Source organism: Belliella alkalica (assembly GCF_022549785.1).
Lineage (GTDB): Bacteria > Bacteroidota > Bacteroidia > Cytophagales > Cyclobacteriaceae > Belliella > Belliella alkalica.
In genome coordinates, this window is sequence record NZ_JAKZGO010000008.1 from 168,680 (window position 1) to 182,675 (window position 13,996).

A 13,996-nucleotide genomic window follows, 5' to 3' on the forward strand; every position below is an offset into this window, starting at 1 on the left:
TATGGGAGCGAAAGAAGGATTTATCCAGTATAAAAGAGAGCTGCCCGAATCACGCTCTCCAGAAGATAGAATAAACGATTACAAAGAAATATATCAACCATTTGACGGCAATAAACTCAACGAGCAGTCGGCCAGATGTATGGATTGTGGAATACCATTTTGCCATCAGGGATGTCCGCTGGGCAATGTAATACCTGAGTTTAACGATGCAGTGTACCAGAATGAATGGGAGGAAGCTTTTCACATTTTAAGAAGTACTAACAATTTCCCAGAATTTACCGGTAGGATTTGCCCAGCGCCCTGTGAAGCATCATGCGTATTGGGGATCAACAAAGATCCCGTTGCCATTGAATTGATCGAGAAAAATATTGCCGAAAAAGCTTACGAATTGGGTTTGGTAAAGCCTAGAACTCCTAAAGTTCGAACAGGAAAAACTGTAGCAGTAATAGGTTCTGGTCCGGCTGGGCTTGCTGCAGCGGATCAGCTAAATCAAGCAGGACATGAAGTAACCCTTTTCGAGAAAGACAAAAAAGTAGGAGGATTACTCCGCTACGGAATCCCAGATTTCAAATTGGAAAAATGGGTGATTGACCGTCGTGTAGAAGTGATGGAGCAAGAAGGTGTGATCTTCTCGACCGAAACAGAAATTGGCTTCAATATCAAAGCAGAAAATATTCTTTCAAACTTTGATGCTGTAGTACTGGCCACTGGAGCGGCACAACCACGGGCATTAAATATCAAAGGTTCAGATTTAAAGGGTGTTCATTTTGCGATGGAATTTTTGGGAAAACAAAACCAAGTAATTGCAGGTGAGATCAAGGAAAACCCAATTTCTGCCAAAGATAAACACATCATTGTCATTGGTGGTGGTGATACTGGTTCTGATTGTATTGGAACATCAAACCGTCATGGTGCAAAAAGTATCACACAGCTTGAATTGCTACCTAAGCCTCCTCAGCAAAGAACTGTACTCAATCCATGGCCAGAATGGCCAATGACCTTGAAAACTTCAAGTTCTCACGAAGAAGGTGCTGAGCGAGTATTCTCTATACTCACAAAGGAATTTGTCGGCAACAAAAAAGGAGAAGTAACAGGCCTTGTATTGGTGGACTTGGAATGGAAAGAAGAAAATGGAAGAATGCAGTTTGTGGAAGTTCCGGGAACGGAACGTACTGTCCCTTGTGACCTTGCATTCATAGCAATCGGCTATACAGGTCCAGCAGAAAATGGCCTTTTAGGAGCATTTGGCGTAGAAAAAATGGAAAATAGCCTCCCAAAATCCAAAGGCTATCAATCTACATCGAAGAAGGTATTCTTAGCAGGAGACATGCGAAGAGGTCAATCTCTAGTCGTATGGGCAATTTCTGAAGGAAGAGAAGCTGCAGTGAGTGTTGATGAATTCCTAATGGGAAGTTCATCACTGCCTAGAAAAGATGAAGGCTTCTACCAAGTAGAGGAAGAATTAGCCTCATAATTTTACAATAAACCACTAGTTCAACCTAAACCGATCCGGGATTTCTCGGGTCGGTTTTATATTTTTTTTGGAGTTTTTTCGAAAAATAATTTATTGTTTTATTGTTTTAAACTAAATATTTTTAAATGAAATTTATCACAAAAATTTTTATGACAAAAAAACTATTAATTACAATAAGTGTACTCCTATTTTTGGGTTGCAGTGATCATAATACAGATCTTTATCAAGATGTATCAATTGAGTTACTTGAAACAATTGAAGTAGATTATCAAGGTGTTTTAACTTTAGTTGATTTTAACTCTGAAAAGGGATTTTTATTGGCTGTAGATCAAAATCCATTGAATAATGTAATTCTATTATTGAATTTAAAAGGCGAAATATTATCAAAATTTGACAATAGAATCCCTGGTGAAAATAATTTCAAAGGGAAACTTAACAGCATATCCTTTGATAAAAATGGTGAGGGTTACTGGATTGTAAGCTATTCTGGACTTTACAAATATAACTCAGATTGGAAGTTGATTGATTTTTATGAAAACCATGATTTAAACGGTTCTAAGTACTGGAATACTGATTTAAAGCATTTTTTTGTAACAAATAAATCTGATACCTCCCAATTCTATTTGTATACTTTACTTAATGCAGAGAAAACAAATTTGAATAATGAAAATCCCAACTATTACAAACAGGTAAAACATCTAACTTCATTTGATTCAAAAAACAGGAAATTTAAATTAGATGCAGGCTTTGAAAAAAATAGCATTTATTTAAATAATGAATTTAGATTCCCACCATATTTTGTTTTTTTTGAAAAATCCAGTGACGATCAGTCAATAATACTTTCCTATAGCCACGAACCTTCGATCTATACATATAAAATTGGTGAAAACGGTCAATTAAAATTTTATGAAAAAACTGGTTTAGAATTAGATTACTTTGATATATCAGTAAAAACACCTTTTGGAAGTGAAATAGATTTTAATAAATCTAGCTTTGATTCGAGAATCACTTCAATACTCAATTACAAGGAATATACATATGTTACTTATTTAAAATCAATTAATCAAAATGATTTTTTTAGTAGTGGTAATAGTTTTGACAATCAAGCTCAATTCGAAAATTATTTAATGAAAAACTATCATTATGTGCTTCATATCTTAAAGGATGGAAAAAAGTATTGTGAAGATATAATCTTACCACAACACCTCTATAACCCTATTGTTGCACTATCTGAAGACACGATAATCTTCCAACCAAGTAGAGCTTTTTATGAAAATGAAAACGAAACTTTCTTTATACTTAAACTTAAATTATAAATTATGAAAAAACTAATTTTCTTACTTTACTTTAGCCTAGTTCTCTTATCTTTACATGGTCAAGAGTCAGTTGAACCAGTAGAGCCTACAGATCCCGTAGAAGACCCTTGCAATGTTATTAATTTATGTGCAGCAGATGAATCAAGATTACTTCTTCCAGGCTGACCTTTCCCTGTAACTGCTTGCCCTTTTGAAGGAGGATCCTCCTTATGTTGTACCACTTGTACAGTTGACTAAAAGCAAAAAGCAGGTTTAAGACCTGCTTTTTGCTTTTAGTTAAATTAAAAAACAAATTCCCGAAGTCTTTCATTAAATTTTTTACTAACCATTTTCCTTTCTGTATAGATATGATTTTCTATATATATGTTAGTAATTAAGGTGTAAACTTCAATAACTTAGAAGTTTTTCCGTAAAATTATAAAACTATCAAATTCTAAATTTTACTATATTTGTACTATGGAAACTATTGTAATACAGACCGAAGACAAAGATAAAGCCGATGCTCTCAAAGCAGTATTGAAAGTTTTGAAATTGGATATTGTTTCGGAGAAAGAGCAAATTAAAGCATTGATGAATGCAATGAGTGTCGCAAAGGGCTATAAGGAAATGCTTAACGCAAAAGCTGGAAACCTAATTGCCAAAGACGCTGAGGAGCTTTTTAAAGAACTATGAGTTATAAAGTTAAATCTATCCCAGAGTTTGAAAAAGAACTTAAAAAGCTAGTAAAAAAATACCCATCTTTAAAGGATGATTTTTTTCAATTGGTACAAGACCTTAAGAATAAGCCCGATCTAGGAGTTCCGCTTTATAAAAACTGTTTTAAAATCCGGATATCTATTAAAAGTAAAGGAAAATCCGGAGGAGGAAGAGTCATTACTCATTTTGCTTTTTCTGATGATACAGTATATTTGTTGTCGATCTATGACAAATCCAAACAGGAATCCATTACCGATACCTACATAAAATCTCTTTTAGATTTCTTATCCTAAAGTTCTAAAATGTTTTTTTTCGATTTTTAAAAACTCAAAGATCAATCCTGACATTAACAAAAAAAGCAGGCCATAGACCTGCTCTTTGTGTTTTCTGAGCTTCCTCAGATATCAATTAACCAACCGTTTATATGAAGTGTTCTATATATTGCCTTTAATGCCTTTGCTACCTTTAGAGCCTCTTTTTCTCTGCTGAAACTTCTCTCTATCAGGGTTGCTTCGAGCATCACGGATATTATTCATTTTTTCTTTGTCTTCGTTTCTGAGCTCTTTCCATGTAGATATCTGCTCAGGAGTCAAGACAGCCTCGATTTTTGATTGCTGCTCTTTTTGTTTAGCCTGCATTTCTTCTCTTTTGGCTTTCATCTCTTCACGTCTTGCTTCCATTTCTACTTGGTTTTTGGTAGCATTCTCCAACTGTATGTTATACACTTCTTTTTTCTGATCTTCCGATAACTCAAGTTTTTCAGCCAATCGATTTGTCATCAATTCAGCTCTTTTCTCAGGTGTTCTCATTTCAGCCCTTTTTTCAGGTGACATTTGTCCTCCTCTAGGGCCTCTTTGCGCTTCAGCAGTAATGATTCCTACAGAGAATATTGCGAGTACTAATAGTAGCTTTTTCATAATATTGTGTTTTGAATATTTAGTCAATTTGTTTAAAAAACCATCACTTCCCGGGAGTGAAATGGTCGTTGGTCTAATTTCCATTTTGTTGTGGAATTTGACTATTAGACAGTACACCTGATAGATGGTTTAATATGGATGCCAAATAAAAATGTTAACAAAAGTTAATATGATTATCAGCAATATTATCAGTAATTGAATTTTACTTAAAATCATGCGGATAATCGTTATTGGCTATCAGTCGATAGGTTATTAGTGAATCAATTAGTATTAAAAAAATGATTTTGTTTGGCTACTGGTAAGAAAGCGTATATTCATAAAATCAAAATAGATGAAAAGCTCAAAGATTCACTGAAGCCAAAAGCTATCGATCCAAGTCAAAATTCGTAGTTTTGTTAAAAGCTTGATCATCTTCAATGAAAACAACGCATGAAAAATAAAGATACATTTCTCTACTTTGGTTATGCTAGCAATCTTGACATAAGCACTTTAGAAAGTAGGCTGGGACAACAACCAAAATTAATTTGCCAAGCTGTGTTACCACATTATGGTTTTCGGTTCAATTACCAAAACCCGGATGGCTCAGCACGGGCAAATATCATAGAAAGTAAAAATGAATCAGTATATGGCTTACTTTTCGAAGTGTCGGAATCAGACAAGGGTTATTTTCTAAAATCTGAACCAGGTTATGATTTTGTAGAGCATGAAATTTTCACAAAAAATGGCTCTTTGCGAGCCTTTACTTTTGTTTCCAACAAAATTGTAAAAGGTATCTTTCCCCACCAAGAGTATCTTGAAACCATCATCAATGGTGGCAAATCAAATAATATTCCTAGTGGGTACTTGGCAAGTATCATCAACCGTGCTGGAAAAATCACGTGACTATTCTTGCATCAATTCCTCATCTTTCTTTGTTTTAATTTGCTTAGGTCGAATCAAAAGTCTCAAACTTGGATCAAAAGCCAAATAATTCCAAGACCAATTCAAAAAGATAAACAACTTATTTTTTACACCAAGAATAGCCATCAGGTGAACAAACAGCCAAGTCATCCAAGCTAACAATCCTTGAAACTTGATAAAAGGTAAATCAACTACCGCCAATTTCCTCCCAATAGTAGCCATGGACCCCAGATCCTTGTATTTAAACTCCTTCCACTGTTTATTTCTTAATTCTCCAAGCAAATTATTTGCAAGATTGTCCGCTTGCTGTAGCGCTACCTGAGCTACTTGAGGAAGTCCTCTTGGGTTTTCATCCGTAGCATAAATACAAATATCACCCAAGGCAAAGATATTTCCACTCCCTTCCAATTGATTGAATTCATCTACAATCAATCTCCCATTTGGGATAGTCTGCTCTTCACGGACTCCGTTTATTCCATTTGGCTTAATACCAGCTGCCCAAAGTAAAGTTTTCGTTTCTATAGCTTCTCTACCTTTAAGTACTACTTTTTCCCCGTCATAATCTAGTACTTGAGTATCCACCATCACCTCTACTCCCAAATTCTCCAAATATTGTTTTGACTTTGACTTGGCTTCTTCAGACATACTGGACAGAAGGCTTTGACCTGCTTCTATCAATACAACTTTCATGTTTTTGAAATTCAACTCGGGGTAATCTTTTGGGAACACATTGTTCCTTAACTCTGCTACGGCGCCTGCAAGCTCCACACCAGTTGGGCCTCCACCTACTATCACCACATTCATGATTGATTTCCGCTTTTCCTCTTCCCCTATGTTTATAGCGGTTTCGTAATTGGAGATGATTTTGTTTCTGATAAATAGCGCTTCAGATACAGTCTTCATAGGAGTGCTGTACTTTTCGATGTTTTCCAATCCAAAGTAATTGGTGTCAGCTCCCATTGCCAAAATTAAATAGTCATAATCAATATAGCCTACTGAAGTGTATAGTCTATTTGCTTCTTGATCGATCAACTCCGCTTCTGCCATTCTGAAAATTATATTCTTAGAGTTGTGAAAAACCTTTCTAAGAGGAAAAGAAATCGCACTTGGCTCAAGCCCAGAAGTGGCTACTTGATAGAATAGAGGCTGAAATTGATGGTAATTATTTTTATCCAACAAAAGCACTTGATATGGACTTCCCATCAGCTTTCTTGCCAATTTAAGACCGGCAAATCCAGCACCAATGATAACAACTCTTTTTGATTTTGTCTCCGGAAGATTCGGAATAGGATTTTGTTTGTAAAAGTTCATTTTGTTAGTACAAAAGGTTCATATTACTATACGAAGTAAGAATATAAAGGACGTGATTTTGGTCAGTTTTTTCAAATGTTTTCAAGGTTATTCTTCCTCCCGCATTGTGACTAGTCCTGAATGACTTCTACAGATCCAGATTGGAATTTGTTTTTTGTCAAAAATCAAATAAATTTGAATTGCTAAAACGTTTTAATAAACACATAACTGTTTTTTCAAAGACTAATTAACCCTACATTATTTATTGAAACATGAAAAAGATAGCCTTCTGTTTACTTTTACTCAGCGCCTCATGTACAAGCTCTCCTGAAGGGTATGAAAAACCTTGGATGCTAGGTCCATTCGAAAGGGCGGAGAATCAAACAGCAATCATTGAGCCTACTGACGCGACTTCCTTTCAAGACCCCATGTCAGGAAGGGTTGTCAATTGGGAAACCATGGCGACTTTCAATCCAGCAGCGATTGTGAAAGATGACAAAATTCATGTTTTCTACAGAGCTGAAGAAAAATTAGGTGAGAAAGAAATTGGTGGGCACACATCGCGATTGGGGCTCGCAATTTCTCAAGATGGTGTCAATTATACCAGAGAAAGCGAACCAGTATTTTTTCCTCAGGAAGATAAGCAAAAGTACTACGAATGGACTGGAGGAACTGAAGATCCACGATTAGTTGAAACAGAGGATGGTACCTACGTCCTCACATACACCCAATGGAACCGTGAGTATCCAAGACTTGCTGTAGCAACATCTAAAGATTTGAAAAATTGGGAAAAGCATGGACCAGTATTCAAAAATTGGAAAGCAGGAAAATACCTCAACATGGAAACAAAATCCGGAGCGCTTGTTACAAAAGAAGTAGATGGGAAATTGGTGGCTACTAAGATAAATGGCAAGTATTGGATGTATTATGGTGTGCCGCACATTTGGTTAGCAAGTTCAGAAGACTTGATCAATTGGGAACCTCTGGAAAATCATGAAGAAAACTTAGTTCCAGTATTGAGCCCGCGTGCAGGATTTTTTGATTCATGGTTGGTAGAAGCTGGCCCACCAGCAGTATTGACAGAGGATGGAATCGTAGTCTTGTACAATGCAGGAAATTCCCAATCAATAGGAGTTGGGGATTTGCCAAACCGGATGTACACAGGGGGGCAGGCTCTTTTTGATCCCAATGAACCTTGGAAACTTCTTGACCGATCAACAAAACCATTTATAAAGCCAGAAAAAGATTTTGAGAAATCCGGTCAATATGTGGACGGAACAACGTTTGTGGAAGGCTTGGTTTTATTTGAAGGCACATGGTACCTCTATTATGGAACTGCAGATAGCAAAGTCGGTGTGGTGACTTGGAAGAAGTAGCTGGAAGTTTCGCCTCAAATATGACATTTGAAATGATCTAGGAAATGAATAAAAAATCCAAGAAATAGGGATCAGGAGAAATTGCGCTGAGCAATTTCACAGATCTCCACATTGGCTTCTATGGTAACCAAATAGAAGAAAAGAAATTAGTAAATCAAGTATAAATCAAAAAGCAATTATGAGCTATTTCAATTCAGAAAATCTTTGGGGAATTGACATGGGTGGGACAAAAATAGAAGGAATAATCTTGGCCTCTGCAGAAGTTCCTGAAGAGTTATTTCGGTTCAGAATACCCACAGAAGCTCATTTGGGATATGACCATATTTTGAATCAATTTGAGAGATTGATTGAAAAGATGGAATCTCATGCCGGATATAGAGCAGATGTAATCGGTCTTGCATCTCCAGGTACATACATCCCCTCCAGAGGAGTTATGAAAAATTGCAACGCCACAGTCATCAATGGAAGAGATTTGAAAAATGATCTGGAAAAGCAATTGGCAGTAAAAATACTTTTGGCAAATGATGCAAACTGTTTTGCATTGGCAGAAGCAAAGCTTGGTGTCGGAAAGGACAATAACCTAGAAAATAAAGTTCTGTTTGGAGTTATACTGGGTACTGGCGTAGGTGGAGGTGTAGTAGCAAATGGGAAATTGATCCAAGGAAAACATGGAATAGGAGGAGAATGGGGACATAATTACCTTTTCCCTGGAGAAGGAGACACTTGTTATTGTGGAAAAACAGGCTGTAATGAGCAAATTATATCTGGACCCGCTCTGGAGAAATTCTACCTCCAACAATCTGGTACGTCAAGACCTTTGAAAGAAATTCACGAAAGACATTTAACTGATACAGACCCTTTTGCTAGCATGACCATTGAAAGGTTAAAAGAAGGATTTGCTAAAGCTCTGAGCATAGTTATCAACATTTTAGACCCGGAAGTCATAGTCCTTGGTGGAGGCGTGAGCCATATAGATTCACTCTATGGCGACACAAGCTTGCTAAAGCAGATGATATTCAACAATGAATTTGAAACACCAATAATCAAAGCCAAACTGGGAGATAGTGCAGGAGTATATGGAGCGGCACTTTTGGTACATGAAAATACAAGCAAAAAAGTGCCAAGTTAAACCAAGTGTAGAAATTTTGGAAAGTGTATATTTACAACTACCGACTTTCTAAATGGTTTTTTGCTAGTATTTTTTGTTAGAGCTATCAGTAAATAAGCATATTTCCATAAAAGATTACATGTCATTACATGATTCCTTTTAAAAAGATTTCTTAATTTTACGTCTTTAAAATCATATTAATATGGGAAGAGCTTTCGAGTTTAGAAAAGAGAGAAAATTTAAGCGTTGGAACAAGATGTCTAAGGTTTTCACACGCTTGGGAAAGGAAATCGTCATGGCTGTGAAAGCTGGTGGTCCTGATCCTGCGAACAACACTAAGCTCCGGACAATAATCCAAAATGCAAAAGGTGCAGCGATGCCAAAAGATCGTATAGAAGCGGCGATCAAAAGAGCATCAAATAAAGATGAAAAAGATTACGAAGAAGTGTTGTATGAAGGTTATGGCCCATATGGAGTAGCTGTAATCATCGAGACTTCTACAGACAATACCAATAGAACAGTAGCCAATATTAGAAGCTATTTTTCAAAATCCAATGGATCCCTGAGTACATCTGGTTCTGTAAGCTTTATGTTCAACAAAAAAGCGGTTTTTCGATTTGCCCAAGGTGAATATGAAATCGAAGAGCTAGAGTTAGAGCTTATTGATTTTGGATTGGATGAAATAGATGAAAATGAAGGAGAAATCTTCGTTTACACAGCTTTTGAGGACTTCGGCAACATGCAAAAAGCGCTAGAAGACAGAAATATAGACATCGTTAATGCTGATTTCCAATGGTTTCCGACTACTACAGTAGAATTACCGGAAGATCAAGAAGAGGAGATCAACAAACTAATTGAAAAATTAGAAGATGATGATGATGTCAACCAAGTTTTTACCAATATGGCATAAGCCTTTAACCTGTAGAAAGACACCTACAGGTTTTTACATTTACTAAAGAAATCATGGCATTTCCGCAAAGAAAAAATATAAAAGAAGAAAAAAGACAGCAGCTCATCATTGTAGGCAGTAAAAATCCAGTAAAAATAAATAGTACAGACATTGGGTTTCATGCAGCATTTGAATCGGCATTTTTGGTAGAAGGACTAAATGTAAGCTCGGAGGTAAGGGATCAACCTATAGGAGATGAAGAAACCTACCTAGGAGCCCATAACAGAGCAAAAAATTCAAAACAAGTTTTTCCAGAAGCCGATTATTGGGTAGGGATTGAGGGAGGTATTGATGAAGACAAAGGCGAAATGTATGCATATGCTTGGGTTGTGATTATGGATAGAAAAGGCCAAATTGGCAAAGCTAAAACTGCAACATTCTACCTTCCTTCTGTCGTTTCGGACTTGATCAAAGAAGGAAAAGAACTGGGAGAAGCTGATGACCAAGTATTTATGAAAGACAACTCCAAACAAGGAAGTGGAGCTGTTGGCATATTGACCAATGGTGTTGTGAATAGAAAGGACTATTACAGTCAAGCTGTAATTCTAGCTCTTATCCCTTTTCTCAACGAAAGTATCTACGGATAAGGTAGTAAGATGTCTAAAGGCTTTAAAGCTTCAATGATGCATTGAAAATATCTATTAGTGAAAGGGCTTAGATATTCGTACTTTTGTGATCGAAAACTGAAGTAAACAAAATTATATATGTTACAAGAATTAGAGACTGACACATTACAGGAGATTGTAAACGAAAATGAAAAAGTAGTGGTACAATACGGTGCTACTTGGTGTGGCAACTGTAGGATTATCAAGCCAAAAATGAAAAGATTATCAGGTGAATATGAAGGAATTACTTTCCTTTATGTAGATGCCGAAAAATTACCAGAATCAAGAAAATTGGCATCAGTAACCAACCTTCCTACTTTTGCGACTTTCAAAAACGGTCAATTGGTCAATCAAATTCAGACAAACAAAGAAGACGCACTTAAAACCCTGATCAATGAGATTGCCGATAATTAAGCATGTTTTAGGGTTTATAGAATCCAATGACGAGGATTGGGTAAAAGAAACCATAGAACTTTTGGAGAATATGACAGAGATTCCGTCGTTAAAAGATGAGGAACTAGAAGTGATGGGAGAATTGCTCTCAAACCTTTACGGTACTTTGGAGGTTTATCAAATGATAAAGGACGGTACAGATAAGAAAGAAGCCATGAACGCTTTCATGAAGCGTGTCACTGGATCGATAGATAAACAAAAGTAAAAGCGAGAAGTTGTTTTAAATCACCCGATAAACACCGCTTTCTTATAGGGCTCTTCGGAGCCCTATTCTATTTTTTCAGATTTTCCAAAAACTTCCTCAGCGCTACTCTCCAATTAGGATCAGCATCCCATTCTGGGCCAATGTATAGCTCGTTTCTCACCAAAAATTTGATGTAATATTTCACGACTATTCGAGAATCGTCTCCCGATTCTAATTCAGGAAGTCCCATACTACTTCTTAAGTCTGACTCTCGACCTTCCACACGCATCAATACAAACTGAACTCTTTCTTTTATCAGTTCTGCTTCAGTTTTTGCTTCAGTCAAATACTCAACTTGATGTGGATAACTTGCCTTAAATATACCTTCAAGCCCATTTTTTTCCTCCTTTTGTGCGGCGGCAATAGCTTCAGCAGATTTTCCCAACAAATCATATCGATACATACTCAGAAATGCTGACTCCCCAGCTGCTCCTGATAATGGCACACCAAGTTTAAATACATCTAAGTTTAATGGATTCCTATTCAAAAATCTAGAATTTCCTCCTGCCAAAGAACTTTCACTTGCGGGAAATTCTGGGACTTCCAAAACTAAGAGATTTCTTGATCTCACGTTCCTTCCCATGGCCATCAAGCTTTCTTTCATACTCTTTACGCTCTCAGCCTGCATGGAATAAATCCCTGCATTCGACACCATATTCTTGTTGTTTGTATAAGGAGCAATATGAAGTATCAATTCACCAGAAGATTTTCTTGTGAGGATAACAATATTTTTTACCAATCTTTTGTTGAAAGCCTCTGCATAACCTGCCTGAGTCTCTTCTGACAGCGTAATTTCCTCCAACTCATAATAGGCAACTGGATCCCCTCCTGCCTCAACTATCCCTGCGTGAATTTCCTCTGCCAAATTTTCCCAACTTAAAACAGGTCTAGCTTGAGGTGAATTTGAAATCAAAACAACAGATTTTCCATCCAGAAAACTCTCTGGCAAAGTCCCTTGTCCATAAGAGCTTGGGGCAAGAACAAAAAACAACAGCAAAGCTGAGATAACTTTCATGAATAAATATATTTGATACGAACAGTTTGCACGAATATAATTAACGTCAAGATAATAATTTCATTATTGGTATAATAATATGACAATATCCATAATGTTGCTCTTGGACAAATGAAAGGTTTTACTATTTGCGGATACCAGAAAACAACTTGTAGCCGTAGGGTCTTCTACAGTCAAATTAAGCCAAATGCAATAACTCAACAATCATTTGTTCGGTTCAGTGCATAAAAGTAGATAGACATTACAAAATTAACTTTCGTGTTCATTCCGATCTTTGACTCTTCGGTCTAAGATAGATTTTATAGTTTTTTCTTCTTTATCTCTATCAGAGAGCAAAATTAACAAAATCAAAATCTTATAATTTTTCATCATCATTATAGAGCAAAAATCTATAAAAATGGTGAACACAGAATTAAAAAACATCTTAATCGAAAGAATTATGCAGATTAATGACAAGTCATTTTTAGAAGCTCTAAAGTACTCACAGATAGTAAAGTTGAAAAAGACAATTATAAATTATCTGATTTTGAAAAGAAAAAGATTTATGTGTCCAGACAAGAAGGAATCCAGATGAATTAAAGAAGTATTTGCACTGATTTTTCAATTCAAAAACATTACTTTGCATCGTGTTTGATAAACTTGTTGTCTTCACCCAAGATACATCATCCGAACAAATATAAAAACCAATGAAATCACATTTCAAAATAGTCCTCTTGATTTTGACTTTAGCCTTTCCTGCTTTGTCAGAAGCACAGAAAATCGATCAAGACCAACTTATTTCAGACATCAAATACCTTTCTTCAGATGAACTTGAAGGCAGAAAACCTATGTCAGAAGGGCATCTGAAAGCACAAAAATTTATCAAAGAAAGATTTGAAAAATTAGGTTTGAGTAGTCAGTATGACGATTTTACTCAAACTTTTTCGTTTACAAATCGACGAGATGGAAAGACCTATGACAAAGCTGCGAACATAGTGGGCTTTGTTCCTGGAAGTGATTCTGATAAAATCATCGTGGTCATGGGACATTATGATCACATTGGAAGAAATGGTGACGACATATTCAATGGAGCTGATGACAATGCTTCCGGAACGGTAGCTATGCTCGCTTTGGCGGAATATTTTGCCAAAAATAGACCAAAGCACTCGATGATGTTTGTAGCACTTGATGCAGAAGAAATGGGCATGCAAGGAGCTAGGGCTTTGGTGAATGATTTTCCATTTGAGATGGAACAGGTAAAGCTTAATATCAATATGGATATGGTGAGTAGAAATGACAACAATGAATTGTATGCAGTTGGAACTTATCATTACCCATTTCTAAAACCTATTTTGGAAAAAGCATCAACAGGAAAGTCACCGAAGTTGATGTTTGGACATGATGAACCTGGGTCGGGAAGGGATGATTGGACCAATGCATCAGATCATGCACAGTTCCATCAGAAAAAAGTCCCATTTATTTACTTTGGAGTAGAAGATCATTCAGACTACCACACGCCAAGAGATACTTTTGAAAACATCCAACCAGAATTTTTCAAAGGAGCAGTAGAGTTGATTCTTGATTGTATAATTGCTTTAGATACTGACTTGCTGAATTGATTTCGGCAAGTCTTCTTTTTTGAAGTATATATAACTTGTAACTTTATGCCCTAAA

Annotated in this window: 16 protein-coding genes; 12 read left to right on the forward strand and 4 right to left on the reverse strand. The window is 36.3% G+C overall.

The genetic code is table 11. The features are described from left to right. The first annotated feature begins 1 nt into the window (after window position 1). Window positions 2-1,474: a glutamate synthase subunit beta gene (locus MM213_RS11560; protein ID WP_241412436.1), complete on the forward strand. Its 1,473-nt coding sequence runs from the start codon at window positions 2-4 to the stop codon at window positions 1,472-1,474. Between the two features lie 125 nt (window positions 1,475-1,599). Further along, window positions 1,600-2,790, forward strand: a complete 1,191-nt coding sequence (locus MM213_RS11565) for a hypothetical protein (RefSeq protein WP_241412437.1) — start codon at window positions 1,600-1,602, stop codon at window positions 2,788-2,790. Window positions 2,791-2,849: 59 nt separating this feature from the next. Here the strand turns inward: MM213_RS11565 and MM213_RS11570 are convergent, their stop codons facing one another. Beyond that, window positions 2,850-3,011, reverse strand: coding sequence for a hypothetical protein (locus MM213_RS11570; RefSeq protein WP_241412439.1), 162 nt, complete (start codon window positions 3,009-3,011; stop codon window positions 2,850-2,852). A gap of 235 nt (window positions 3,012-3,246) precedes the next feature. Between MM213_RS11570 and MM213_RS11575 the strand changes: the two genes are divergently transcribed. After that, window positions 3,247-3,462: a hypothetical protein gene (locus tag MM213_RS11575; RefSeq protein WP_241412440.1), complete on the forward strand. Its 216-nt coding sequence runs from the start codon at window positions 3,247-3,249 to the stop codon at window positions 3,460-3,462. Next, window positions 3,459-3,779 (forward strand): hypothetical protein, encoded by a 321-nt coding sequence (locus tag MM213_RS11580; protein WP_241412442.1) that lies wholly within the window; start codon window positions 3,459-3,461, stop codon window positions 3,777-3,779. The genes MM213_RS11575 and MM213_RS11580 overlap by 4 nt, the downstream gene beginning before the upstream one ends. A 141-nt stretch (window positions 3,780-3,920) precedes the next feature. Here MM213_RS11580 and MM213_RS11585 read toward each other — a convergent pair whose 3' ends face one another. Next, window positions 3,921-4,403 carry a DUF4890 domain-containing protein gene (locus MM213_RS11585; protein WP_241412443.1) on the reverse strand — a complete coding sequence of 161 codons (483 nt, stop codon included), beginning with the start codon at window positions 4,401-4,403 and terminating at the stop codon, window positions 3,921-3,923. Window positions 4,404-4,832: 429 nt separating this feature from the next. Here MM213_RS11585 and MM213_RS11590 point away from each other — a divergent pair, with 429 nt between their 5' ends. After that, window positions 4,833-5,285, forward strand: a complete 453-nt coding sequence (locus MM213_RS11590) for a gamma-glutamylcyclotransferase family protein (protein WP_241412445.1) — start codon at window positions 4,833-4,835, stop codon at window positions 5,283-5,285. Here MM213_RS11590 and MM213_RS11595 read toward each other — a convergent pair whose 3' ends face one another. Beyond that, window positions 5,286-6,614 (reverse strand): NAD(P)/FAD-dependent oxidoreductase, encoded by a 1,329-nt coding sequence (locus MM213_RS11595; protein ID WP_241412447.1) that lies wholly within the window; start codon window positions 6,612-6,614, stop codon window positions 5,286-5,288. A gap of 251 nt (window positions 6,615-6,865) precedes the next feature. Between MM213_RS11595 and MM213_RS11600 the strand changes: the two genes are divergently transcribed. From MM213_RS11600 to MM213_RS11625, 6 genes are all read left to right on the forward strand, one after another. Next, window positions 6,866-7,969: a glycoside hydrolase family 130 protein gene (locus MM213_RS11600; RefSeq protein WP_241412449.1), complete on the forward strand. Its 1,104-nt coding sequence runs from the start codon at window positions 6,866-6,868 to the stop codon at window positions 7,967-7,969. 178 nt (window positions 7,970-8,147) lie between these two features. Continuing rightward, window positions 8,148-9,098, forward strand: coding sequence for an ROK family protein (locus MM213_RS11605; protein ID WP_241412451.1), 951 nt, complete (start codon window positions 8,148-8,150; stop codon window positions 9,096-9,098). Between the two features lie 181 nt (window positions 9,099-9,279). Next, entirely contained in the window at window positions 9,280-9,987 is a 708-nt protein-coding gene (locus tag MM213_RS11610; protein ID WP_241412453.1) for a YebC/PmpR family DNA-binding transcriptional regulator, read from the forward strand. A gap of 53 nt (window positions 9,988-10,040) precedes the next feature. Then, on the forward strand, window positions 10,041-10,613 hold the full coding sequence (gene yjjX / locus MM213_RS11615) for an inosine/xanthosine triphosphatase (RefSeq protein ID WP_241412455.1): 573 nt from the start codon (window positions 10,041-10,043) through the stop codon (window positions 10,611-10,613). 117 nt (window positions 10,614-10,730) lie between these two features. Continuing rightward, the gene (locus MM213_RS11620; RefSeq protein WP_241412456.1) at window positions 10,731-11,045 is read left to right on the forward strand and encodes a thioredoxin family protein; all 315 of its coding nucleotides are present in this window, start codon (window positions 10,731-10,733) and stop codon (window positions 11,043-11,045) included. Next, complete coding sequence (locus tag MM213_RS11625; protein WP_241412458.1) at window positions 11,026-11,289, forward strand: DUF6952 family protein; 264 nt, start codon at window positions 11,026-11,028, stop codon at window positions 11,287-11,289. The genes MM213_RS11620 and MM213_RS11625 overlap by 20 nt, the downstream gene beginning before the upstream one ends. Window positions 11,290-11,356: 67 nt before the next feature. Here MM213_RS11625 and MM213_RS11630 read toward each other — a convergent pair whose 3' ends face one another. After that, window positions 11,357-12,343, reverse strand: coding sequence for an NTPase (locus MM213_RS11630; RefSeq protein WP_241412459.1), 987 nt, complete (start codon window positions 12,341-12,343; stop codon window positions 11,357-11,359). 686 nt (window positions 12,344-13,029) lie between these two features. Between MM213_RS11630 and MM213_RS11635 the strand changes: the two genes are divergently transcribed. Beyond that, complete coding sequence (locus MM213_RS11635; protein ID WP_241412461.1) at window positions 13,030-13,941, forward strand: M28 family peptidase; 912 nt, start codon at window positions 13,030-13,032, stop codon at window positions 13,939-13,941. Window positions 13,942-13,996: the final 55 nt, after the last annotated feature.